The sequence below is a fragment of the Pseudomonas sp. MF7453 genome (assembly GCF_016405455.1).
GTDB lineage: Bacteria > Pseudomonadota > Gammaproteobacteria > Pseudomonadales > Pseudomonadaceae > Aquipseudomonas > Aquipseudomonas paralactis.
On the sequence record NZ_JAEKCN010000009.1, the window covers coordinates 118468 to 138937 of the forward strand.

Annotated in this window: 19 protein-coding genes; 14 read left to right on the forward strand and 5 right to left on the reverse strand. The window is 59.9% G+C overall.

The window, feature by feature from the left end:
- Positions 1-144 precede the first annotated feature (144 nt).
- The 4 genes from JFT63_RS15805 (at position 145) to JFT63_RS15820 (ending at position 4378) form a co-directional block, all read left to right on the forward strand.
- Positions 145-591 carry a DUF4879 domain-containing protein gene (locus tag JFT63_RS15805; RefSeq protein ID WP_005791635.1) on the forward strand — a complete coding sequence of 149 codons (447 nt, stop codon included), beginning with the start codon at positions 145-147 and terminating at the stop codon, positions 589-591.
- 96 nt (positions 592-687) lie between these two features.
- On the forward strand, positions 688-1209 hold the full coding sequence (locus tag JFT63_RS15810; protein WP_057703265.1) for a (2Fe-2S)-binding protein: 522 nt from the start codon (positions 688-690) through the stop codon (positions 1207-1209).
- Positions 1209-2198 (forward strand): FAD binding domain-containing protein, encoded by a 990-nt coding sequence (locus JFT63_RS15815; RefSeq protein ID WP_198844273.1) that lies wholly within the window; start codon positions 1209-1211, stop codon positions 2196-2198. The genes JFT63_RS15810 and JFT63_RS15815 overlap by 1 nt, the downstream gene beginning before the upstream one ends.
- On the forward strand, positions 2195-4378 hold the full coding sequence (locus tag JFT63_RS15820) for a xanthine dehydrogenase family protein molybdopterin-binding subunit (protein ID WP_198844274.1): 2184 nt from the start codon (positions 2195-2197) through the stop codon (positions 4376-4378). The genes JFT63_RS15815 and JFT63_RS15820 overlap by 4 nt, the downstream gene beginning before the upstream one ends.
- A 137-nt stretch (positions 4379-4515) precedes the next feature.
- Here JFT63_RS15820 and JFT63_RS15825 read toward each other — a convergent pair whose 3' ends face one another.
- On the reverse strand, positions 4516-5754 hold the full coding sequence (locus JFT63_RS15825) for an MFS transporter (RefSeq protein ID WP_186559484.1): 1239 nt from the start codon (positions 5752-5754) through the stop codon (positions 4516-4518).
- A 317-nt stretch (positions 5755-6071) separates the two neighbouring features.
- On the opposite strand from JFT63_RS15825, the gene JFT63_RS15830 reads away from it, so the two are divergent.
- The 3 genes from JFT63_RS15830 to JFT63_RS15840 are packed head-to-tail and all read left to right on the forward strand — an operon-like array spanning position 6072 to position 8700.
- A complete protein-coding gene (locus JFT63_RS15830) occupies positions 6072-7511 on the forward strand; it encodes a cytochrome ubiquinol oxidase subunit I (protein WP_198844275.1) in 1440 nt (479 codons plus the stop codon).
- A gap of 1 nt (position 7512) precedes the next feature.
- Positions 7513-8520, forward strand: coding sequence for a cytochrome d ubiquinol oxidase subunit II (gene cydB / locus JFT63_RS15835; protein WP_005791627.1), 1008 nt, complete (start codon positions 7513-7515; stop codon positions 8518-8520).
- A gap of 12 nt (positions 8521-8532) precedes the next feature.
- Positions 8533-8700, forward strand: coding sequence for a DUF2474 domain-containing protein (locus JFT63_RS15840; protein WP_005791626.1), 168 nt, complete (start codon positions 8533-8535; stop codon positions 8698-8700).
- A gap of 119 nt (positions 8701-8819) precedes the next feature.
- Here the strand turns inward: JFT63_RS15840 and JFT63_RS15845 are convergent, their stop codons facing one another.
- Complete coding sequence (locus JFT63_RS15845; RefSeq protein WP_198844276.1) at positions 8820-9944, reverse strand: methyltransferase; 1125 nt, start codon at positions 9942-9944, stop codon at positions 8820-8822.
- A gap of 144 nt (positions 9945-10088) precedes the next feature.
- Complete coding sequence (locus JFT63_RS15850) at positions 10089-10799, reverse strand: helix-turn-helix transcriptional regulator (RefSeq protein ID WP_198844277.1); 711 nt, start codon at positions 10797-10799, stop codon at positions 10089-10091.
- A gap of 449 nt (positions 10800-11248) precedes the next feature.
- Between JFT63_RS15850 and JFT63_RS15855 the strand changes: the two genes are divergently transcribed.
- The gene (locus JFT63_RS15855; protein WP_057703272.1) at positions 11249-12025 is read left to right on the forward strand and encodes a ferredoxin--NADP reductase; all 777 of its coding nucleotides are present in this window, start codon (positions 11249-11251) and stop codon (positions 12023-12025) included.
- Positions 12026-12065: 40 nt separating this feature from the next.
- Here the strand turns inward: JFT63_RS15855 and mscL are convergent, their stop codons facing one another.
- Complete coding sequence (mscL, locus tag JFT63_RS15860) at positions 12066-12485, reverse strand: large-conductance mechanosensitive channel protein MscL (protein WP_057703273.1); 420 nt, start codon at positions 12483-12485, stop codon at positions 12066-12068.
- 287 nt (positions 12486-12772) lie between these two features.
- Between mscL and katB the strand changes: the two genes are divergently transcribed.
- From katB to radA, 3 genes are read left to right on the forward strand one after another with little or no spacing between them, the layout of a single operon-like run.
- Positions 12773-14314, forward strand: a complete 1542-nt coding sequence (gene katB / locus JFT63_RS15865) for a catalase KatB (protein ID WP_057703274.1) — start codon at positions 12773-12775, stop codon at positions 14312-14314.
- Between the two features lie 57 nt (positions 14315-14371).
- A complete protein-coding gene (locus tag JFT63_RS15870; RefSeq protein WP_198844278.1) occupies positions 14372-14911 on the forward strand; it encodes an ankyrin repeat domain-containing protein in 540 nt (179 codons plus the stop codon).
- A gap of 35 nt (positions 14912-14946) precedes the next feature.
- Entirely contained in the window at positions 14947-16314 is a 1368-nt protein-coding gene (gene radA, locus JFT63_RS15875) for a DNA repair protein RadA (RefSeq protein WP_198844279.1), read from the forward strand.
- A 125-nt stretch (positions 16315-16439) separates the two neighbouring features.
- On the opposite strand, the gene JFT63_RS15880 is transcribed toward radA, so the two are convergent.
- Positions 16440-16808, reverse strand: a complete 369-nt coding sequence (locus JFT63_RS15880) for a PilZ domain-containing protein (RefSeq protein WP_198844280.1) — start codon at positions 16806-16808, stop codon at positions 16440-16442.
- A 174-nt stretch (positions 16809-16982) separates the two neighbouring features.
- Here JFT63_RS15880 and JFT63_RS15885 point away from each other — a divergent pair, with 174 nt between their 5' ends.
- The 3 genes from JFT63_RS15885 to yjiA all read left to right on the forward strand — a co-directional run bounded on the left by JFT63_RS15885 (position 16983) and on the right by yjiA (position 20377).
- A complete protein-coding gene (locus tag JFT63_RS15885) occupies positions 16983-19049 on the forward strand; it encodes a carbon starvation CstA family protein (RefSeq protein ID WP_057703277.1) in 2067 nt (688 codons plus the stop codon).
- 14 nt (positions 19050-19063) lie between these two features.
- Positions 19064-19261, forward strand: a complete 198-nt coding sequence (locus tag JFT63_RS15890; protein ID WP_003194308.1) for a YbdD/YjiX family protein — start codon at positions 19064-19066, stop codon at positions 19259-19261.
- Positions 19262-19417: 156 nt separating this feature from the next.
- Positions 19418-20377, forward strand: a complete 960-nt coding sequence (gene yjiA / locus JFT63_RS15895; RefSeq protein ID WP_198844281.1) for a GTPase — start codon at positions 19418-19420, stop codon at positions 20375-20377.
- The last annotated feature ends 93 nt before the right edge of the window (positions 20378-20470 follow it).

Below are 20470 nucleotides of genomic sequence, written 5' to 3' on the forward strand. Positions count from 1 at the left end.
CTAAGTCAAAGCACAAACTGCGCCAAGCGCCTGTGGTTTCAGAGAGGATCGGAAAAAGCGGCGCATCATACCAGCAGCCGAGGCTGTGTGGCGCATGGCCTTGAGGCATACTGCGCCGACGTTCAATACCGGGTCATTGCCAGCATGAAAAAAGCCAACGCGTGGAGTCTAGCTCTGATCGCCAGTATCAGCCTGTGGCTGGGCGCAGCACCGGCGTGGGGCGCGGCTGCACCGGCGTTGAGCGAGGTGCGCGTGTTCAAGGTGGAATCGGCAAAATGCAGCGAAACCATCCCCGAGCGGGTGAACACCACCCAGATGTGCGAACACCGTGGGCCCACCCAGGTGTCGGTGATGGAAGTCGGCCTGGGCAACAGCCCCATGGGCCGCTTCAATGGGGCAGAGTTGAACGGGCAACGCACCGCGGTGTGCCAGGTGGGCAACATCAGTGAGGCGTGCAACGGCGTGGGCACCTTGATGGGCTACATCTATGTGTTTGACCTGAACGTCCAGGCCCAGGGCTGGTTCGAATTCACCAATACCTCGATCAATCCTCCGCAAAACACCTTGAAAGCCCAGCTCAATATCCGCTGATCAATCATCTTGAACGCTCAAAAACCCGGGAAGTCGTACCCCTGAGACGGCGATTTTCCTGAACGCCGCGGATGTACTTCAACCCGTGAGGTGTTTATGAGCGCAAACCCCAATGGCGCGGCGGCCCAGCCGTTTGCCCGCCACCCGATACGCATGACACTCAACGGCCAGCCGCGCCAACTGGATGTGCTGCCCTGGACCACCTTGCTCGACCTGCTGCGCGAACAGTTGGACCTGGTCGGCAGCAAAAAGGGCTGCGACCACGGCCAGTGCGGCGCCTGCACCGTGTTGCGTGACGGCAAGCGCGTAAACGCCTGCCTGACCCTGGCCGTGATGTGCGACGGCGCCGAGTTGACCACCATCGAAGGGCTGGCCGACGGCGACCAGTTGCACCCGATGCAGCAAGCCTTCATCAAACATGACGCCTTCCAGTGCGGCTATTGCACCCCCGGCCAGATCTGTTCCGCCGTGGGCCTGGCCAATGAAGGACGCGCCCACGACGGTGCGCAGATCCAGGAACTGATGAGCGGCAACCTGTGCCGCTGCGGTGCCTACAGCAATATCCGCGACGCCATTGAAGAAGCACTGCCGGCGTGCCGCCGTTCGGGGGGTGAATAATGAACCCCTTTCATTACAGCAAGCCTGTCGATGTTCAAGAGGCGGTGCACCTGAGCAACGCCGCCTCGCGCTTTATTGCCGGCGGCACCAACCTGCTCGACCTGATGAAAGAAAACATCAGCCGCCCCGAGCACCTGATCGATATCACCGGCTTGCCCTTGCACGAAGTTGAAGAAACCGCCGACGGCGGCGTACGCATCGGCGCGCTGGTGAGCAATGCCGACCTGGCCTGGCACCCGCTGATCGAGCAGCGTTACCCGTTGCTGTCCCAAGCGATCCTGGCCGGGGCTTCGCCGCAATTGCGCAACATGGCCAGCACCGGTGGCAACCTGTTGCAGCGTACCCGCTGTTATTACTTTTATGACGCCACGGTGCCGTGCAACAAGCGCGAGCCCGGCAGCGGCTGCCCGGCGCGTACGGGGTTGAATCGCATCCATGCGATCCTCGGCGCCAGCGAGCAGTGCGTGGCCACGCATCCCTCGGACATGTGCGTGGCCCTGGCGGCACTCCAGGCGCGGGTGCATGTAGAAGGGCGGGGCGGTGCGCGGGTCATCGAGTTTGCCGATTTCCACCGTCTGCCCGGCGATGCGCCGCAGCGCGACAACCAACTGGCCGATGATGAACTGATCACCGCCATTGAACTGCCTGTCGACCACTTGGCCCGGCACAGCCACTACCTGAAAATCCGCGACCGGGCGTCCTATGCCTTTGCTTTGGTGTCGGTGGCTGCGGCGCTGGAACTGGACGGCGACACCATCATCGATGCGCGCCTGGCCCTTGGCGGCGTGGCGCACAAACCCTGGCGCGACCGCGCAGTGGAAACGGCATTGATCGGTCAGACCGTCAGCCGCGAAACCTTCAGCACTGCTGCCGACGCCTTGCTACAGGATGCCGAGCCGCTGGAACACAACGGCTTCAAGATCAAACTGGCACGACGCGCAATCATCCGTGCCCTGAGCGACGCCGCCGTCGCAGGAGAACAGCCATGAGTGCCATCGGCAAACCTCTGGACCGTGTCGACGGTCTGCTCAAGGTCACAGGCCAGGCGCGCTACGCCGGTGAATTCCCGGAGGACGGCCTGCTGCATGGCAGCGTGGTCTCCAGCACCATCGCCAAAGGCCGTGTTATCAAGATCGATGCCTCCAAGGCCCTGGCCTTGCCCGGCGTAGTCGAGGTCATCCATCACCTCAATCGACCCCGAATCGCCAGCTACGACGACGCCTTCCAGGATGCTGACGCTGCTGACGGCTCGCCCTTTCGCCCGTTGTACAACGACCGCGTGCTCTACAGCGGCCAGCCCCTGGCCCTGGTGATCGCCGATAACCTGGAACTGGCCCGGCACGCCGGTTCACTGGTGCAGATCGAATACGCGCCTGAAGCGTTCGAAACCGACCTGCTCACCCAGCAGGAACGCGCTCACCCTTCGCCGCAGACACCGCCCAAGCCACGCGGCAACTTCCAGGCCGAGTGGGCCGGCGCGGCGATCAGCCTTGATCTGCATTACAGCACCCCCATCGAACACCACAACCCCATGGAGCCCCATGCCAGCACCGTGCTGTATCAGCCGGACGGCACGTTGCATATCCACGACAAAACCCAGGGCCCGCAAAACTGCCAGGCCTATGTGCAAAAAGTGTTCGGCCTGGATAAAAGCCAGGTGCGCATCTTTGCCGCTTTCGTCGGTGGCGCCTTCGGTTCGGGCCTGCGCCCGCAGTACCAGTTGCCATTGGCAGTGATGGCGTCGCTGGCGCTCAAGCGCTCGGTGCGCGTGACCCTGACTCGCCAGCAGATGTTCACCTTCGGCTATCGCCCACGCACCCTGCAGCGTTTGCAGATGGGGGCCGCCGCCAATGGGCGTTTGCTGGCCCTGGGGCATACCGCGATTGGCCAGACCTCGCGCTTCGAGGATTTCAGCGAACACGTGGTGGAGTGGAGCGGCATGCTCTATCACTGCGACAACGTGCAACTGACCTACAAGCTGGTGCCGCTGGACGTCTTTACCCCGCTGGACATGCGCGCGCCCGGCGCGGCACTGGGCGTGATCGGCCTGGAGTGTGCCATGGACGAACTGGCCTGCGCCCTGGCCATCGACCCGGTGCAACTGCGCCTGATCAACTACGCCGAGCGCAACCAGAACGAAGACAAACCCTGGTCGAGCAAAGCCCTGCGCGAATGCTACAGCGAAGGCGCCGAACGCTTCGGCTGGAGCCGGCGCAACCCGGAACCACGCAGTATGCGCGACGGCCGCCAATTGATCGGCTGGGGCATGGCCGGTGGGGTGTGGGAAGCCATGCAGATGAAGGCCAGCGCCAAGGCGCGCATCGATAGCAACGGCAAACTCACCGTCAGCAGCGCCACCACCGACATCGGCACGGGCACCTACACGGTGATGACCCAGATTGCCTCCCAGGCCAGTGGCGTGGCGATGGCCGATATCAGCTTTCTGCTGGGGGATTCGTCATTGCCCACGGCGCCGTTGCAGGGCGGTTCGTTTACCGTGTCGTCCGTCGGCACCGCCGTGCAGCAAGCGTGCGAAGCGCTGAATGCCAGGTTGCTGGAGATCGCCCGGCAGACTTACCCGGTATTCAAGGATGCCGATTCGGTTCGGTTTGAAGACGGTCAGCTACACAGCGGTGATGTGAGCGTGTCGTTGGCGCAACTGGTCAAGGACAGCGGTGAAGACGCCTTGCAGGTGCAGGTCGACAGCCAGCCCGATAAAAAGCGCGAGGGCTATGCCAGTGCCACTCACTCGGCGGTGTTCGTTGAAGTGCGGGTGGATGAAGACCTGGGCACCATCAAGGTCAGCCGTGTGGTCAGCGCGGTAGCCGCCGGGCGCGTGGTCAACCCGAAGATGGCCCGCAGCCAGATCCTTGGCGGGGTGGTGTGGGGCATTGGCATGGCGCTGCATGAAGAGACTCAGATTGACCATCAACTGGGGCGCTACATGAACCACAGCCTGGCCGAGTACCACATCCCGGTGAACGCCGATATTGGCGAGATTGACGTGCTGTTTGTTGAAGAACATGACGAGATCGTCAATGCGCTCGGGTCCAAGGGCGTGGGGGAAATCGGCATTGTCGGGGTAGCGGCGGCGGTGGCGAATGCGGTTTACCATGCCACCGGCAAGCGGGTGCGGGAGTTTCCGATCACCTTGGATAAAGTGCTCTAGCACAGGTCTTCCAAACACCGAAGCTCCAACTGTGGGAGCTGGCTTGCCTGCGATAGCGGTGCCTCAGCCACCAGAGAGTTGCCTGATACACCGCTATCGCGGGCAAGCCCGGCTCCCACAGGGTATGGCGGTGAAGCCTATGGCTTGGTTTCTTCCACCGGCACATGCATGCGATCCCGGTTGGCCAGGGTCGGAAACAGCTTGATCCACACCCCGGTCACCACCAGCGTGCCAACCCCGCCCATCACCACCGCAGGCACGGTGCCAAACCAATGGGCGGTTATCCCGGATTCGAATTCGCCCAACTGATTCGATGCACCGATAAACAGGCCATTGACCGCGCTGACCCGCCCGCGCATCTCATCCGGTGTTTCCAGCTGCACGAACGACGCGCGGATCACCATGCTGATCATGTCCGCCGCACCGAGCACTACCAGCACCGCCAGGGAGAACCAGAACGAGGTCGAGAGACCGAAGGCAATGGTCGCCACGCCGAATACGCCGACGGCGGTGAACATCACGCGCCCGACCTTGCGGTCTACCGAGAACCGCGCCAGCCACAGTGACATCAGCAAGGCGCCCACCGCCGGTGCCGAGCGCAGCAGGCCCAGGCCCCAGGCGCCGGTCAGCAGGATGTCCTTGGCGAACACCGGCAGCAACGCGGTGGCGCCGCCCAGCAGTACGGCAAACAGGTCCAGGGAGATGGCGCCGAGGATGTCCGGGCGGCTGCGGATAAAGCGGATGCCGGCCAGCAGCGAGTCCATCGTGGCTTTGGCTTTGTTGAGCGGCGTCTGGCGGGCGGGCAGGTTCAGGGTCAGCACGCAGGCAATCAGGTACAGCGCCACGGTTGGGCCGTACACCCACACGCTGCCAAACGCATAGAGCAAACCGCCCACGGCGGGTGCGACGATGGTCGCCAGTTGCTGGGCCGATTGCGATGCCGCCACGGCCCGGGGGAACAGCGCGCTGGGCACGATGCTCGGCAGCAGCGCCTGGGTGGTGGGCATTTCAAATGAGCGCGCAGCGCCGAGCAGGAAGGCGAGGATGAAGATCATCTCGCGAGTCACGTTGCCGGTCAGGCCGCCAATGGCCAGGGACAGGGCAATCAGCGCCTGTAACGTCTGGCAAATGGCGGCGACCTTGCGGCGTTCATAGCGATCGGCCACATGCCCGGTGTGCAGCATGAACAGCACGCGTGGTACGAATTCCACCAGGCCAACCAGGCCCAGGTCCAGCACGTTGCCGGTCAGTTGGTAGAGGTTCCAGCCGATTGCCACGGTGAGCATCTGGAAGCCGCTGGCGGTAAAGATACGTGCCAGCCAGAAGGCGATGAAAGGACGGTGGTGACGTAGCAGCAACGCAGGTTCACTGGGCATCGGAAATTCAGGTCAGGAGCGGGGGAATGGCGAGATTAGCATCAAGCTGTAACAAATAGTTGCAAGAACAGGGCTGAGGCAAGCTGTCACGCGGCAAAAGACCACACAGTCCTACAGCAAAAATGGGACTACTCTTTCAACGATGCTTGATCCAGATCAAAACCTGCCCCGGAATTGCTCTGGCGGCCGCAAGGCCAGAATCCCCACGAGATGGGTAAAAAAAGAAACGAATTGAAATTCGCCACACTCCATATCCGTGGGGGCAGTGGGTGCAGGCTCCCAGCCAGCAGCCGGTATTACCTGACAGAGGAAGACTTATGTTCGGTTTGGAGGCGCTAGATCTCGCCCGAATTCAATTTGCGTTCACCATCTCGTTTCACATCCTGTTCCCGGCGATCACCATCGGCCTGGCCAGTTACCTTGCGGTGCTGGAGGGCTTGTGGCTCAAGACTCATAACGATACCTACCGTGACCTCTACCATTTCTGGTCGAAGATCTTTGCCGTCAACTTCGGCATGGGCGTGGTCTCCGGCCTGGTCATGGCCTACCAATTCGGCACCAACTGGAGCCGTTTTTCGGACTTCGCCGGCGCCGTCACCGGGCCGTTGCTGACGTACGAAGTGCTCACCGCCTTCTTCCTTGAGGCTGGCTTCCTGGGCGTGATGCTGTTTGGCTGGAACAAGGTGGGGCGCAAGCTGCACTTTTTCTCTACGGTGATGGTGGCCGTGGGTACGCTGATCTCGACGTTCTGGATTCTCGCCTCCAACAGCTGGATGCAAACGCCCCAGGGCTTTGAAATCATCGACGGCCGAGTGATTCCCACCGATTGGCTGGCGGTGATCTTCAACCCTTCGTTCCCTTACCGCCTGATGCACATGGCCACGGCTGCGTTTGTTGCCACGGCGTTCTTCGTCGGCTCGTCGGCGGCCTGGCATTTGCTGCGCGGCAAGGACAACCCGGCGATCCGCAAAATGCTCTCGATGGCGATGTGGATGGCCCTGATTGTCGCGCCCATCCAGGCCGTGATCGGTGACTTCCATGGCCTCAATACCCTCAAGCATCAACCGGCAAAAATCGCCGCGATTGAAGGCCACTGGGAAAATATCGGCAACGAGCCAACGCCGTTGATCCTGTTCGGCTGGCCGGACATGAAAGCCGAGAAAACCAAATACGCCGTCGAGATTCCGTATCTGGGCAGCCTGATCCTGACGCACTCCCTGGACAAGCAGGTGCCGGCCCTCAAGGAGTTCCCGCCTGAAGATCGCCCCAACTCGACCATTGTGTTCTGGTCATTCCGGGTCATGGTCGGCCTGGGGTTCCTGATGATCTTCACCGGTCTGTTCAGCCTGTGGCTGCGCCGGGGCGACAAGATGTACACGTCCAAACCGTTCCTGTACCTGGCGCTGTGGATGGGCCCGTCTGGCTTGATTGCGATTCTCGCCGGTTGGTTCACCACCGAAATCGGTCGCCAGCCGTGGGTGGTCTATGGGTTGATGCGCACGGCAGATGCCTCGTCCGGGCATAGCCTGGCGCAGATGACCATCACCCTGGTGTTGTTTGTGGTGGTGTACTTCGCGCTGTTCGGTGCCGGCCTGGGCTACATGATGCGCCTGGTGCGCAAAGGGCCTCAGGCTCACGAAGGTTCCGAGCCTACCCATGGTGGCCCTGGCCAGAAACGCACCCCTGCGCGTCCGCTGTCTGCAGCCGACGATGGCAGCGATAACGACCACGACCACATCCAGCACAAGGGGAATTGAGATGGGTATTGATCTTCCGCTGATCTGGGCCGTGATCATCATCTTCGGCATCATGATGTACGTGGTCATGGACGGCTTCGACCTGGGTATCGGCATCCTCTTTCCGTTTATCCCCGGCAAAGTCGACCGTGACGTGATGATGAACACCGTGGCCCCCGTTTGGGACGGCAACGAAACCTGGCTGGTCCTCGGCGGCGCGGCGTTGTTCGGCGCGTTCCCGCTGGCCTATTCGGTGGTGTTGTCGGCCTTGTACCTGCCGCTGATCCTGATGCTGATCGGGCTGATCTTTCGCGGCGTGGCCTTTGAGTTCCGCTTCAAGGCCAAGGACCACAAGCGTCACCTGTGGGACAAGGCGTTTATCGGTGGCTCGCTGGCGGCGACTTTCTTCCAGGGAGTGGCGCTGGGGGCGTTTATTGACGGTATTCCGGTGGTGGATCGTCAGTTTGCCGGCGGCTCACTGGACTGGCTCACACCGTTCACCATGTTCTGCGGCGTGGCGCTGATCGTGGCGTATGCCTTGCTCGGCTGCACCTGGTTGATCATGAAGACCGAAGGCAAGTTGCAAGAGCAGATGCATAACCTGGCGCGGCCGTTAGCGTTCGTGGTGTTGGCGGTGATCGGTATCGTCAGTATCTGGACGCCGCTGACCCACCCGGAAATCGCTTCGCGCTGGTTCACCTTGCCGAATCTGTTCTGGTTCCTGCCCGTGCCGGTGCTGGTATTGGTCACGATGTACGGACTGTTCCGCGCCGTGGCCCGTCATGCGCACTACACGCCGTTCCTGCTGACGCTGGTGCTGATCTTCCTCGGCTACAGCGGCCTGGGCATCAGCCTGTGGCCCAATATCATCCCGCCGTCCGTATCGATCTGGGACGCTGCGGCGCCACCCCAAAGCCAGGGCTTCATGCTGGTGGGCACGTTGTTCATCATCCCGTTCATTCTGGGGTACACCTTCTGGAGCTACTACGTGTTCCGCGGCAAGGTCACCCACGAAGACGGCTATCACTAGGAGGGTTGAAACATGTCCGGTAAACCTTCGTTGCACGAGATTGAACAGGCCGAGAAACAACCATTGTGGCGGCGCCTGGGATGGCTGGCGATGATTTGGGTCGGCAGCGTGCTGGCCCTGTTCGTCGTGGCCAGCCTGATGCGCATGTTCATGAATGCGGCGGGCCTGACCACGCATTGACACTGTAGGAGCGAGCTTGCTCGCGAAAAACGTCAACGATAACGCGGGGTGCCTGACGCCCCGCGGTGTTCTCAGGTTTTTCGCGAGCAAGCTCGCTCCTACAATAAGCAGGGCTTTTTTTATTTGCGCGCTTTGAGGATGACAAACTTTGGCGTGGCCGCCACTTGCTCGACGCCACGGAACAATCGCGCCAATTTGCTGTGGTAGCCCAGGTGACGGTTACCGACGATATACAACGCGCCGCCCACTACCAGGGCTTCCCGCGCCTGCTGGAACATGCGCCAGGCGAGGAAGTCACCGACCACTTGTTGTTGATGAAACGGTGGGTTGCACAGCACCACGTCCAACGATTGTGCCTCCTGCCCGGCCAGGCCGTCATCGGCGCGTACGCTGACGTCGCGATCGCCCAGGGCGGCCTGCCAGTTTTCAGCCGCCGATTGCACGGCCATGTAGGACTCATCCACCAGCGTGTACTGTGCGTCGGGGTTTAGCAGAGCGCTGGCAATTGCCAATACGCCATTGCCGCAGCCCAGGTCTGCCACGCGAGCGCTGCCAAGGTTTTTCGGCAGGTGCGGCAGGAACGCGCGGGTGCCGATGTCCAGACCTTCGCGGCAGAAAACGTTAGCGTGGTTGAGCAACTCGATCGCCGGCGTGTCCAGCCTGTAGCGGGTGGGGTGGGGCGAGACGGCGACAGGACGATCTGCCATGGTGGCGATCAGCAATCGCGCCTTTTTGACCGCAAGCGTAGCGTGCATCGGCCCGATGTAACGCTCCAGCAGCTCACCGGCGGCGCGGGGCAAGTGCTTGACCATCGCCCCGGCGATCACCTCGGCGCCCGGCGCCAATTGCCCTTGCAGGCGGATCAACTGTTCTTCCAGCAGCGCCAGGGTTTTTGGTACGCGGATCAGCACCCGATCAAAGGGCCCCACCGGCGCAGTGCTGGCGGGGATGAATGGCACGGCATCAAACGCCTTGCCGTTGCGCACCAGGTTTTTCTCCAGGCCTTGGGCGGCGAGGAACGAGTCGCCGCTGGAGGTCACCTGCACCTGGCCCGCAAGGCTGGCCGCGAGGGCACCGAAGCTGTCATTGAGTACCAGCACACGGCTCAGCGTATCGGGTTGCTGTGCGCCAAGGTGGTTGAGCAGGTATTCGTCGGCGGCATCGAAGGCTTGCAGCGGATCATTGTGTTGCTCTGGCTGACGAATCAGATCGAGCTGGGCGAAGGGGCTGTCAAGCAGGGGCATGGGGGAGGAGTGCTCTGGGTAATCGACGGAACCGTCTGAGTGGACGGCGACGCGACCCGCTAAAGGGGGCGGCATCAACACTCAGAATTGGCCGTAAATGTTACGTTTTTTTTAACGCAATGACATGGGGTGTTTAATTGACGGTTAGAGCATTCCGGCTTTGGCGAGGCAGAGCACAGCCTGGATCTTACTGGTGACCTTCAATTTGCTGAGTACTCTGCCGACATGAAAACCCACCGTTAGCTCTGACAGACACAGAATGCGAGCAATCTCCGCGGCGGTCTTGCCCATGGCGCACCATCTGAGAATTTCCGTTTCGCGGGCGGTTAACTTGAACGGCACCTCGTCGACGGGCTCACAGGCGTATTGATGTGCGACTACCGCATGCATCGCATGGCAAAGCCACAATACCTGACCGGCTTTTTCGTAAAGCTCTTCAGGGCTGACCTCACCCTTGTCACGCACCAGGGTCAGCATACTGAATACACCCTTGAAATCATGCACCGCCTGGGACCAGCCCACATGCACCCCGAATGACTGAGCCAAGTCCCACAGTTCGGGTGCGTTACTGAAGGCTTTTTTCTCCCAGAGAATGGGCAGTACAGAGTGCTTGCAGTGGACTACAGCCGGATCCTTGTCGAAGAAACCTGCTTGTTGATAAATCCTGTTCCACTCATTTGGGTAGTTGTTGCAGTTGAATGGCTTGGTTTGGGTGCTTTCGGATTGGGTACTCATTGTGAACGAGCAATATTTGAAGCCCATTTCCTGAGTGCGGTTAATCACCATTTCATACACGGTGGTGATTTCGCTCTCGCCTTCCAGCTTGGGCAGCCGTGAATTGCGCCAATTGACCATCGGTAACTCTCCATGGGTTTCTTTGTGACTTGGGTACTTCCTGATCCCCAATGCAGCACGAAAACAAGTGTAGGACACGTCGTACAAGCTAGTCTGAAAAAAATTTCATCAGCGAGTCCAGCTACAGTTTCCAGACTTGTACAACTGTAGATAAGTTGTATGAAAAAAACGGTGGGAATGTTTTTTTTACACTGGTTTTAATAGTTTGTGGGTAATATCAAAATGATGCCTAAGAGCGTCCCAGTTTCATCTTGTGGCGCATTCTGGTGGGATTAATAGCCAAATGATTAGTGTGAGTGGGTGGCGCCTTGATTTTTCTCGATTGCCTGAGGGCCGATGGTCACTGACAGCCCACGTACCCTGGGATATTGCAATGCCAGTACAAATCAGCGGTGTTTGCGTCATCCGCTTTGAGAGACACTAACGGCCTGTGCAAAACGGAGCCTCCCATGACGGCCAGTGCTGAGAAATTTACCCGCCAGACCTTGCTCGACGTGCAATCGCTGACCCCCAGCCTCTTCACCCTGCGCACCACTCGCGACCCAGGCTTTCGATTTACCGCCGGGCAGTTCGTGCGCCTGGGTGTGACCAAGGCCGATGGCAGCACCGTGTGGCGTGCCTACTCGGTGGTGTCATCGCCTTTTGATGAGCACCTCGACTTTTTTTCCATCGTTGTCCCAGGCGGCGAGTTCACCAGTGAGCTAAGCCGGCTGCGGGTCGGCGACACCTTGCTGGTAGAACGCCAGGCCACCGGCTTCCTGACCCTCAATCGCTTCGTCGACGGGCGCGACCTGTGGCTGCTGGGCACCGGCACAGGGGTCGCGCCTTTCCTGTCGATTCTGCAGGACTTTGAGGTTTGGGAAAAATTCGAACGCATCATCCTGGTGTACAGCGCGCGTGAAGCGAAAGAGCTGGCCTACCAGGCGCTGATCAAGGAACTGGGGGAGCGCGAGTACCTGGCCGAATACGCGCATAAACTCACCTACATCCCCATCGTCACTCGCGAGCAACATCCGGGTGCGCTCAACGGGCGCATTACCACGCTGATCGAAAATGGCGAACTGGAGCGTGCCGCCGGCCTTGAGTTAACGCCGGAACACTCCCGCGTATTGATTTGCGGTAATCCGCAGATGGTCGATGACACCCGCCAGCTACTCAAGCAACGGGACATGCAACTGAGCCTGAGCCGACGCCCTGGTCAGGTTGCAGTAGAAAATTACTGGTAGAAAAAAGGCGCCTCACGAGGCGCCTTTTTGCAATCGCTGATTAAAGCGGTTTGTTGTTGTTTTGAGCCTTGAGCAGATCGCGGATCTCGCCCAGCAGCACTTCTTCCTTGGTCGGTGTCGGCGGCAAGCTAGGGGCTACGGCCTCTTCTCGCTTCAGGCGGTTGATGGCCTTCACGCCCATGAATATCGCAAAAGCGACGATTACGAAGTCGATGATGCTCTGGATAAACTTGCCATAGGCCAGCACCACCGCCGGTACATCACCTTGCGCGGCTTTGAGCGTTATCGCCAGGTCGCCAAAATCCACACCCCCGATCAACAGACCGATAGGCGGCATAATCACGTCGCCCACAAACGAGGAAACAATTTTGCCGAAGGCGGCGCCGATGATGATACCGACGGCCATGTCGACCACATTACCTTTGACCGCGAAGGCCTTGAACTCACTGATCACGCCCATAGGTTATTCCTTGTTACAGTTGAGAAGGGTGGAGGTCAGTGTAATTCAGTCGTACAAGGCTTGCTCGACACAACTGTTAACACTGTCGGTTTTTATCGACACATTAAAACGCAAATAGTTTGCAAAGTGCCACCAGTCGCGCGCGAATTACCCGTCCTTTCAGCCAGTTACCAGATTATTTTCTTAATCGGACCTGTGGTGTTTTTCTATTTATCTTCTGACTCGCAGGTCACTAGCCTCTGACAAGCACAACAGAATGTGCGCTAAAAAAACCAGAGGAAACCTCGATGAACACTCCAATCAGCCGTAGGCCCGTGTCCGCGCGCCATGCGCTGGCACTGGTGACCGCCAGCCTGCTGTCCCTCTCCGTGCAAGCCGCCAACCTGACCCGGGATAACGGCGCCAACGTCGGCGACAATCAGAACTCCCAAACGGCCGGAGCGAACGGCCCGGTGTTGTTGCAGGACGTTCAACTGATTCAGAAGTTGCAGCGTTTTGACCGCGAACGTATCCCCGAGCGCGTGGTACATGCCCGCGGCACCGGCGCCCATGGCACTTTCACGGTGACCGACAACCTCAGTGACCTGACCAAGGCCAAGGTGTTTGCGGCGGGTGAAACCACCCCAGTGTTCGTACGCTTTTCGGCGGTCGTCCACGGCAATCATTCCCCGGAAACCCTGCGTGACCCACGGGGCTTTGCCACCAAGTTCTACACTGGCGAAGGTAACTGGGACCTGGTCGGCAATAACTTCCCGACGTTCTTTATCCGCGATGCCATCAAGTTCCCGGATATGGTCCATGCCTTTAAACCCGACCCACGCACTAACCTGGATGACGACTCACGCCGTTTTGACTTCTTCTCCCATGTTCCCGAGGCCACACGTACGTTGACCGAGTTGTACTCGGACTCCGGCACTCCGGCCAGTTACCGCGAGATGGACGGCAATGGCGTACACGCCTACAAGTTGATTAACGCCAAGGGCGAAGTGCACTACGTCAAGTTCCATTGGAAGAGCCTGCAAGGCATCAAGAACCTTGATCCCAAGCAAGTCACCGAGGTGCAGGGGCGTGACTACAGCCATATGACCAATGACTTGGTCACCCATATCAACAAGGGCGACTTCCCCAAGTGGGACTTGTATGTGCAAGTGCTCAAGCCCGAGGACTTGGCCAAGTTTGATTTCGACCCTCTGGATGCCACCAAGATCTGGCCAAATGTGCCCGAGCGCAAAGTTGGCCAAATGGTGCTGAACCGCAACCCCGGCAATGTGTTCCAGGAGACCGAGCAAGTCGCGATGGCGCCTGCCAACCTGGTGCCGGGCATCGAGCCGTCGGAAGACCGCCTGCTGCAAGGCCGGGTGTTCTCCTATGCCGATACGCAAATGTACCGTCTGGGCGCTAATGCCCTGCAACTGCCGATCAACGCCCCACGGGTCACCGTCAACAACGGCAACCAGGATGGCGCGATGAACGTCGGCAAGACCACCACCGGCGTGAACTACCAGCCAAGCCGGCTGTTGCCACGCGAAGAGCCGCAAACCGCGCGCTACAGCCAGTCGCCGCTGTCGGGCAGCACCCAGCAGGCGAAGATCCAGCGCGAGCAGAACTTCAAACAGGCCGGTGACCTGTATCGCTCCTACACCAAGAAAGAGCGTCAGGACTTGATCGACAACTTCGGCGGCTCGCTGGCCACCACCGATGACGAGAGCAAGCACATCATCCTGTCGTTCCTTTACAAGGCTGATCCGGAATACGGCACCGGCGTGACCAAGGTTGCCAAAGGTGACCTGGCTCGCGTGAAGGCGCTGGCGGAAAAACTGACTGACTGATTTGTTGGTTGCGGTCGGCGCCTGGATGGGCGTCGGCCTTTGGCAGGAGAAGCCCCGATGCGTATCTCTATTGGTTTACTGATGGCCATGCTGGCCTTTGTCGCCCAGGCGGAATCTCCCGACCCGGTGGCGCTCAAAGCGCAGCTACAGGATTACTACTTTGACGCCGCTCGCCGTGGCGACCTCGACATGCTCAACACCTTTATCGAATCCGGCTACAGCCTTAACACCCAGGATGAAAAAGGCTATACCGCACTGATCCTCGCCGCTTATCACGGCCAGGCCCCTTACGTGGAGCGCCTGCTCAATGCCGGTGCCAACGCCTGCGTTCAGGACAAACGCGGCAACACCGCGCTGATGGGCGCCATCTTCAAGGGCGAGCTGAAAATCGCCCAGCGCCTGCTGGCCACCGACTGCAACCCCGACCAACGCAATGGCGCGGGGCAGACCGCCGCCATGTACGCCGGGTTGTTCAAACGCGTCGAGTTGCTGGGTGAACTGCAAGCCAAAGGCGCGGACCTGAACGCCGAGGACCCCGTCGGTAACAGTGCTTCACGTTTGGCCAGTGGCGAAATCCGGACCCCGGCGTCGCGCTGAGCTATCATCGCGGTTTTTCGGTTGGAGGTTCTCACATGGCAAAGGCCAAGCGCATGTACGGCTGCACGGAGTGCGGCGCGACCTTTCCCAAATGGGCGGGCCAGTGCTCCGAATGCGGTGCGTGGAACACCCTGACTGAAACCATGATCGAAAGCGGTGGTGCCGCAGCGCCGACCGGCCGCGCCGGCTGGACCGGGCAACAGGCACAGATCAAGACCCTGGCCGAAGTCAGTGTCGAAGAGATCCCGCGTTTCTCCACCGCCTCCGGCGAACTGGACCGCGTACTTGGCGGTGGCCTGGTCGATGGTTCGGTGGTGCTGATTGGCGGTGACCCGGGTATCGGCAAGTCGACCATCCTCTTGCAAACCCTGTGCAGCATCGCCAGCCGTATGCCGGCGCTGTATGTCACCGGCGAAGAATCCCAACAGCAAGTGGCCATGCGCGCCCGCCGTTTGGGCCTGCCCCAGGATCAGCTGCGGGTCATGACCGAAACCTGTATCGAAAGCATCATCGCCACGGCGCGGATCGAAAAACCCAAGGTCATGGTGATTGACTCGATCCAGACGATTTTCACCGAGCAACTGCAATCGGCGCCGGGTGGCGTGTCCCAGGTGCGTGAAAGTGCGGCGCTGTTGGTGCGCTACGCCAAGCAGAGTGGTACGGCGATCTTTCTGGTTGGTCACGTGACCAAGGAAGGCGCGCTGGCCGGGCCACGGGTGTTGGAGCACATGGTGGATACCGTGCTGTATTTCGAAGGTGAGTCCGATGGCCGCCTGCGTTTGCTGCGGGCGGTAAAAAACCGCTTTGGCGCTGTGAACGAGCTGGGTGTGTTCGCCATGACTGACCGCGGGCTGAAAGAAGTCTCTAACCCCTCGGCGATTTTTCTCACCCGCGCCCAGGAAGAAGTCCCCGGCAGTGTGGTGATGGCGACGTGGGAAGGCACCCGGCCCATGCTGGTGGAAGTTCAGGCGCTGGTGGATGACAGCCATTTGGCCAACCCGCGCCGGGTCACGCTTGGCCTGGACCAGAACCGTTTGGCGATGTTGCTGGCGGTATTGCACCGTCACGGCGGCATTCCGACCCATGACCAGGATGTTTTCCTTAACGTAGTGGGCGGGGTCAAGGTACTGGAGACCGCCTCCGACCTGGCGTTGATGGCGGCGGTGATGTCCAGCCTGCGTAATCGGCCGCTGCCCCATGACCTGCTGGTGTTTGGTGAGGTCGGCCTGTCGGGCGAAGTCCGCCCGGTGCCCAGTGGGCAGGAGCGGTTGAAGGAGGCGGCCAAGCATGGCTTCAAACGGGCGATTGTGCCCAAGGGCAATGCGCCCAAAGAAATGCTGGCAGGTTTGCAGGTGATTGGGGTGACGCGCCTGGAGCAGGCGCTGGATGCACTGTTCGAATAATCAACAACACAATTCAAATGTGGGAGGGGGCTTGCTCCCGATAGCGGTGTACCTGTGACATATAAGTGCCTGACACACTGTCATCGGGGGCAAGCCCCCTCCCACATTTGGAGCTGTGTTGGATTTTAGATTTCCAGCAGCGTCGCTAACTCGCGATGCAGTTCGTCCTCATCCCCCAGATTCAACTCAACAAACCGCCGCAAATGGCTGATCGAATCCAGATCGATGTGTTGGCACACGAATCCCAACTGGCCTTTTTCCTCATGGGTCAGCCGTACCTGCATCTTTATATGCGCTTTCGGATCCAGGCGTATGTCTATGTCGAACGGCAGCGCCTTGTTCCCCTTCCAGTCTTCGGGGCGCTCGACCAGTAGACCCTTTAGCGAGAGATCCACCAGTTTCACCGGAAAATCCCATCCGTTTTGCCGAATTTCGGTTTTGGCATCAAAAGCAATCCGGCGAAAACGGCGGCGTTCAGACGGGTGTTCGGTCATGGTGAAGCCCTCAGTGGATAGGAGGATTGTAGCCGTGGGCCATCAGTCGGCATTTATTTCGGCTTTTTTTGCTGCCAGAAGGCTCTAGACCAACGTAGGGGGCTGGTCTTTGAAGCCAACAGCGCTAAACTCGGGCTGGCTGTCCTTTCTGTCCACCCTGGCTGGAATACAAAAATGAAAAATAATAATAGCCTGCTACGCCACCTACCCTGGCTGGTGCTGGCAATCCTGGGAGCGTGCGCCCTGGGCGTAGTGGCCTTGCGCCGCGGCGAGGCGATCAACGCCTTGTGGATCGTGGTCGCTGCTGTGGCCATCTATCTGGTCGCGTACCGTTACTACAGTCTGTTCATCGCCAATAACGTGATGCAGCTCGACCCACGGCGGGCCACCCCCGCAGTGGTCAATAACGACGGTCTGGACTACGTGCCGACCAACAAACATATCCTTTTCGGTCACCACTTTGCGGCGATTGCCGGTGCAGGCCCGCTGGTCGGTCCGGTCCTGGCGGCACAGATGGGCTACTTGCCCGGCACGCTGTGGCTGATTGCCGGTGTGGTGCTGGCGGGGGCGGTGCAGGACTTCATGATCCTGTTCCTGTCTACACGCCGTAACGGGCGTTCCCTGGGCGACATGGTGCGCGAAGAGATGGGCCGCATTCCCGGGACCATCGCGCTGTTTGGCTGCTTTTTGATCATGATCATCATCCTCGCGGTGCTGGCGCTGATCGTGGTCAAGGCCCTGGCCGAGAGCCCGTGGGGCATCTTTACGGTGATGGCGACCATCCCGATTGCGATGTTCATGGGCATCTACATGCGCTACATCCGCCCGGGCCGCATCGGTGAAATTTCGATCATCGGCGTGCTGTTGCTGCTGGGTTCGATCTGGCTGGGTGGGCAAATTGCCGCTGACCCGGTGTGGGCCAAAGCCTTTACCTTCACCGGGATCCAGATCACCTGGATGCTGATCGGCTACGGCTTCGTTGCCGCTGTGCTGCCGGTATGGCTGATTCTGGCACCGCGTGACTACCTGTCGACGTTCCTGAAAATCGGCACCATCATCGCCCTGGCGATTGGCATCCTCGTCACCATGCCTGACCTGAAAATGCCGGCGCTGACCCAGTTCATCGACGGCACTGGCCCGGTGTGGAAGGGCGGCCTGTTCCCGTTCCTGTTCATCACCATTGCCTGTGGCGCGGTGTCGGGCTTCCATGCGCTGATCTCCTCGGGCACCACGCCCAAGTTGCTCGCCAATGAAAGCCACGCCCGTTACATCGGTTACGGCGGTATGTTGATGGAATCGTTCGTGGCCATCATGGCGATGGTTGCCGCTTCGGTGATCGAGCCAGGCGTGTACTTCGCCATGAACAGTCCGGCGGCGATTGTCGGTACCGACGTGGTCACCGTGGCGCAAACCGTCAGCAGCTGGGGCTTTGCAATTACCCCTGAGGCGCTGTCGGCCGTTGCCCACGATATCGGTGAAACCACCATCCTGGCGCGTGCCGGCGGTGCGCCGACGCTGGCGGTAGGTATCGCGCAGATCCTGCACAGTGTGCTGCCAGGTGAAAACACCATGGCGTTCTGGTACCACTTTGCGATCCTGTTCGAAGCGTTGTTCATCCTTACGGCAGTAGATGCCGGTACCCGCGCCGGTCGTTTCATGCTGCAAGACCTGCTCGGCTCCTTCGTGCCTGCGCTCAAACGCACCGAGTCCTGGACCGCCAACCTGATCGCGACGGCCGGTTGCGTGGCGATGTGGGGTTACCTGCTGTACCAGGGCGTGATCGACCCACTGGGTGGCATCAATACCTTGTGGCCGCTGTTCGGTATCTCCAACCAGATGCTGGCGGGTATCGCGTTGATGTTGGCAACCGTTGTGCTGATCAAAATGAAACGTCAGCGCTACATCTGGGTGACCATGTTGCCGGCTGTCTGGCTGCTGATCTGCACCACCACCGCAGGCTTCATCAAGCTGTTCGACGCCAACCCGGCGATCGGCTTCCTGTCGCTGGCCAAGAAATACAGCGATGCCCTGGCTAACGGCCAGATCCTGGCTCCGGCCAAGAGCATCGACCAGATGCAGCACGTGATCTGGAACGCCTACACCAACGCAACGCTGACGGCGCTGTTCCTGTTCGTGGTGTTCAGCATCCTGTTCTATGCGCTCAAAGTCGGCGTCGCCGCCTGGGGCAACAAAGAGCGTACGGATAAAGAAGCCCCGTTCCAGGCTGTACCGGACGCATAACGAGGATTGCAGACATGTTCAATGACATCAGTCGCCTCGGTAAATACCTCGGTCAGGCCGCGCGCCTGATGGTCGGCATGCCCGACTACGACACCTACGTCGAGCATATGCAAACCAAACACCCGGACAAGCCGGTGATGGACTATAAGGCGTTCTTCCGCGAACGCCAGGAGGCCCGTTACGGCGGCAAGGGTGGGCCCAAGTGCTGCTAAGTTGGTAAAACGGCTGTACCTGTAGGAGCGAGCTTGCTCGCGAAAAACCCAAGGACACCACGTGCATCCAGACAGCACGCGTTATCGTTGACGTTCTTCGCGAGCAAGCTCGCTCCTACAGTTGTTTTTGCGCCCTCATTTTTCAGGAGAATAGTTTTGTCCTCTCCCATCCCCGTCACCATCCTCAGCGGCTTTCTCGGCGCCGGCAAGACCACCTTGCTGCGCCACCTGCTCAAGGCCGAGCACGGCTTGAAAATCGCCGTGATCGAAAACGAATTCAGCGACGCCGGTATCGACACCCAGCTTTTGGGCGACGAGCCGGTGCAAGTCATGACCCTGTCCAACGGCTGCGTGTGCTGCACCATCCACACCGACCTGACCAAAGCCTTGTACCTGCTGCTTGAGCGCCTGGACAGCGGCGAGATCGCCTTTGACCGCCTGGTGATCGAATGCACCGGCCTGGCGGATCCTGCGCCGGTGGCCCAAACGTTCTTCATCGACGAAGAGCTGCGCGAGCGCTACATCCTCGACGGCATCATCACCCTGGTGGATGCGGCCCACGCCGAGCATCACCTGACCCAGACCATCGCCCAGGCCCAGATCGGCTTTGCCGACCGCCTGCTGGTGAGCAAGCGCGACCTGGTGGACGACGCCACATTCGACGCCCTCAGCCAGCGCCTGACCCGCATCAACCGGCGTGCGCCGATCCGTGTGGTGGATCACGGCAAGATTGACCTGGCCGAGTTGCTGGATGTGCGCGGCTTCAACCTCAACGCCGGCATGAGCCTGCGCCCGGTCACCGCTGCGCCATCGGTCGATCGTATTTCCAGCCTGGTGCTGCGCACCGACCAGCCGCTGGATATCGACCGCCTCAGTGAGTTCATGAACCAATTGCTGGAAGAACACGGCAAGCAGTTGCTGCGCTACAAAGGTGTGTTGAATATTGCCGGGGAGGATCGCCGCATGGTGTTCCAGGGCGTGCTGAAACTCTATGGTTTCGACTGGGATACCGAATGGGCTGAGGGCGAGGCGCGGGAGAGTGTGATCGTGTTTATTGCCGATGAGCTGCCAGAAGACAAAATTCGCCAAGGCTTTGCGCGGGTCTATCAGGCATAAAAAAGCCCACCTGTAGGAGCGAGCTTGCTCGCGAAGAACTCACAGGCAACGCGTGCACCCAGGATGCACGCGTTATCGTTGACGTTTTTCGCG

Bases quoted from the DNA above. Each gene is read 5' to 3' on its own strand.
- JFT63_RS15805 (WP_005791635.1), top strand. From the start codon at position 145: ATGAAAAAAGCCAACGCGTGGAGTCTAGCTCTGATCGCCAGTATCAGC.
- JFT63_RS15810 (WP_057703265.1), top strand. From the start codon at position 688: ATGAGCGCAAACCCCAATGGCGCGGCGGCCCAGCCGTTTGCCCGCCAC.
- JFT63_RS15815 (WP_198844273.1), top strand. From the start codon at position 1,209: ATGAACCCCTTTCATTACAGCAAGCCTGTCGATGTTCAAGAGGCGGTG.
- JFT63_RS15820 (WP_198844274.1), top strand. From the start codon at position 2,195: ATGAGTGCCATCGGCAAACCTCTGGACCGTGTCGACGGTCTGCTCAAG.
- JFT63_RS15825 (WP_186559484.1), bottom strand. From the start codon at position 5,754: ATGCCCAGTGAACCTGCGTTGCTGCTACGTCACCACCGTCCTTTCATC.
- JFT63_RS15830 (WP_198844275.1), top strand. From the start codon at position 6,072: ATGTTCGGTTTGGAGGCGCTAGATCTCGCCCGAATTCAATTTGCGTTC.
- cydB (WP_005791627.1), top strand. From the start codon at position 7,513: ATGGGTATTGATCTTCCGCTGATCTGGGCCGTGATCATCATCTTCGGC.
- JFT63_RS15840 (WP_005791626.1), top strand. From the start codon at position 8,533: ATGTCCGGTAAACCTTCGTTGCACGAGATTGAACAGGCCGAGAAACAA.
- JFT63_RS15845 (WP_198844276.1), bottom strand. From the start codon at position 9,944: ATGCCCCTGCTTGACAGCCCCTTCGCCCAGCTCGATCTGATTCGTCAG.
- JFT63_RS15850 (WP_198844277.1), bottom strand. From the start codon at position 10,799: ATGGTCAATTGGCGCAATTCACGGCTGCCCAAGCTGGAAGGCGAGAGC.
- JFT63_RS15855 (WP_057703272.1), top strand. From the start codon at position 11,249: ATGACGGCCAGTGCTGAGAAATTTACCCGCCAGACCTTGCTCGACGTG.
- mscL (WP_057703273.1), bottom strand. From the start codon at position 12,485: ATGGGCGTGATCAGTGAGTTCAAGGCCTTCGCGGTCAAAGGTAATGTG.
- katB (WP_057703274.1), top strand. From the start codon at position 12,773: ATGAACACTCCAATCAGCCGTAGGCCCGTGTCCGCGCGCCATGCGCTG.
- JFT63_RS15870 (WP_198844278.1), top strand. From the start codon at position 14,372: ATGCGTATCTCTATTGGTTTACTGATGGCCATGCTGGCCTTTGTCGCC.
- radA (WP_198844279.1), top strand. From the start codon at position 14,947: ATGGCAAAGGCCAAGCGCATGTACGGCTGCACGGAGTGCGGCGCGACC.
- JFT63_RS15880 (WP_198844280.1), bottom strand. From the start codon at position 16,808: ATGACCGAACACCCGTCTGAACGCCGCCGTTTTCGCCGGATTGCTTTT.
- JFT63_RS15885 (WP_057703277.1), top strand. From the start codon at position 16,983: ATGAAAAATAATAATAGCCTGCTACGCCACCTACCCTGGCTGGTGCTG.
- JFT63_RS15890 (WP_003194308.1), top strand. From the start codon at position 19,064: ATGTTCAATGACATCAGTCGCCTCGGTAAATACCTCGGTCAGGCCGCG.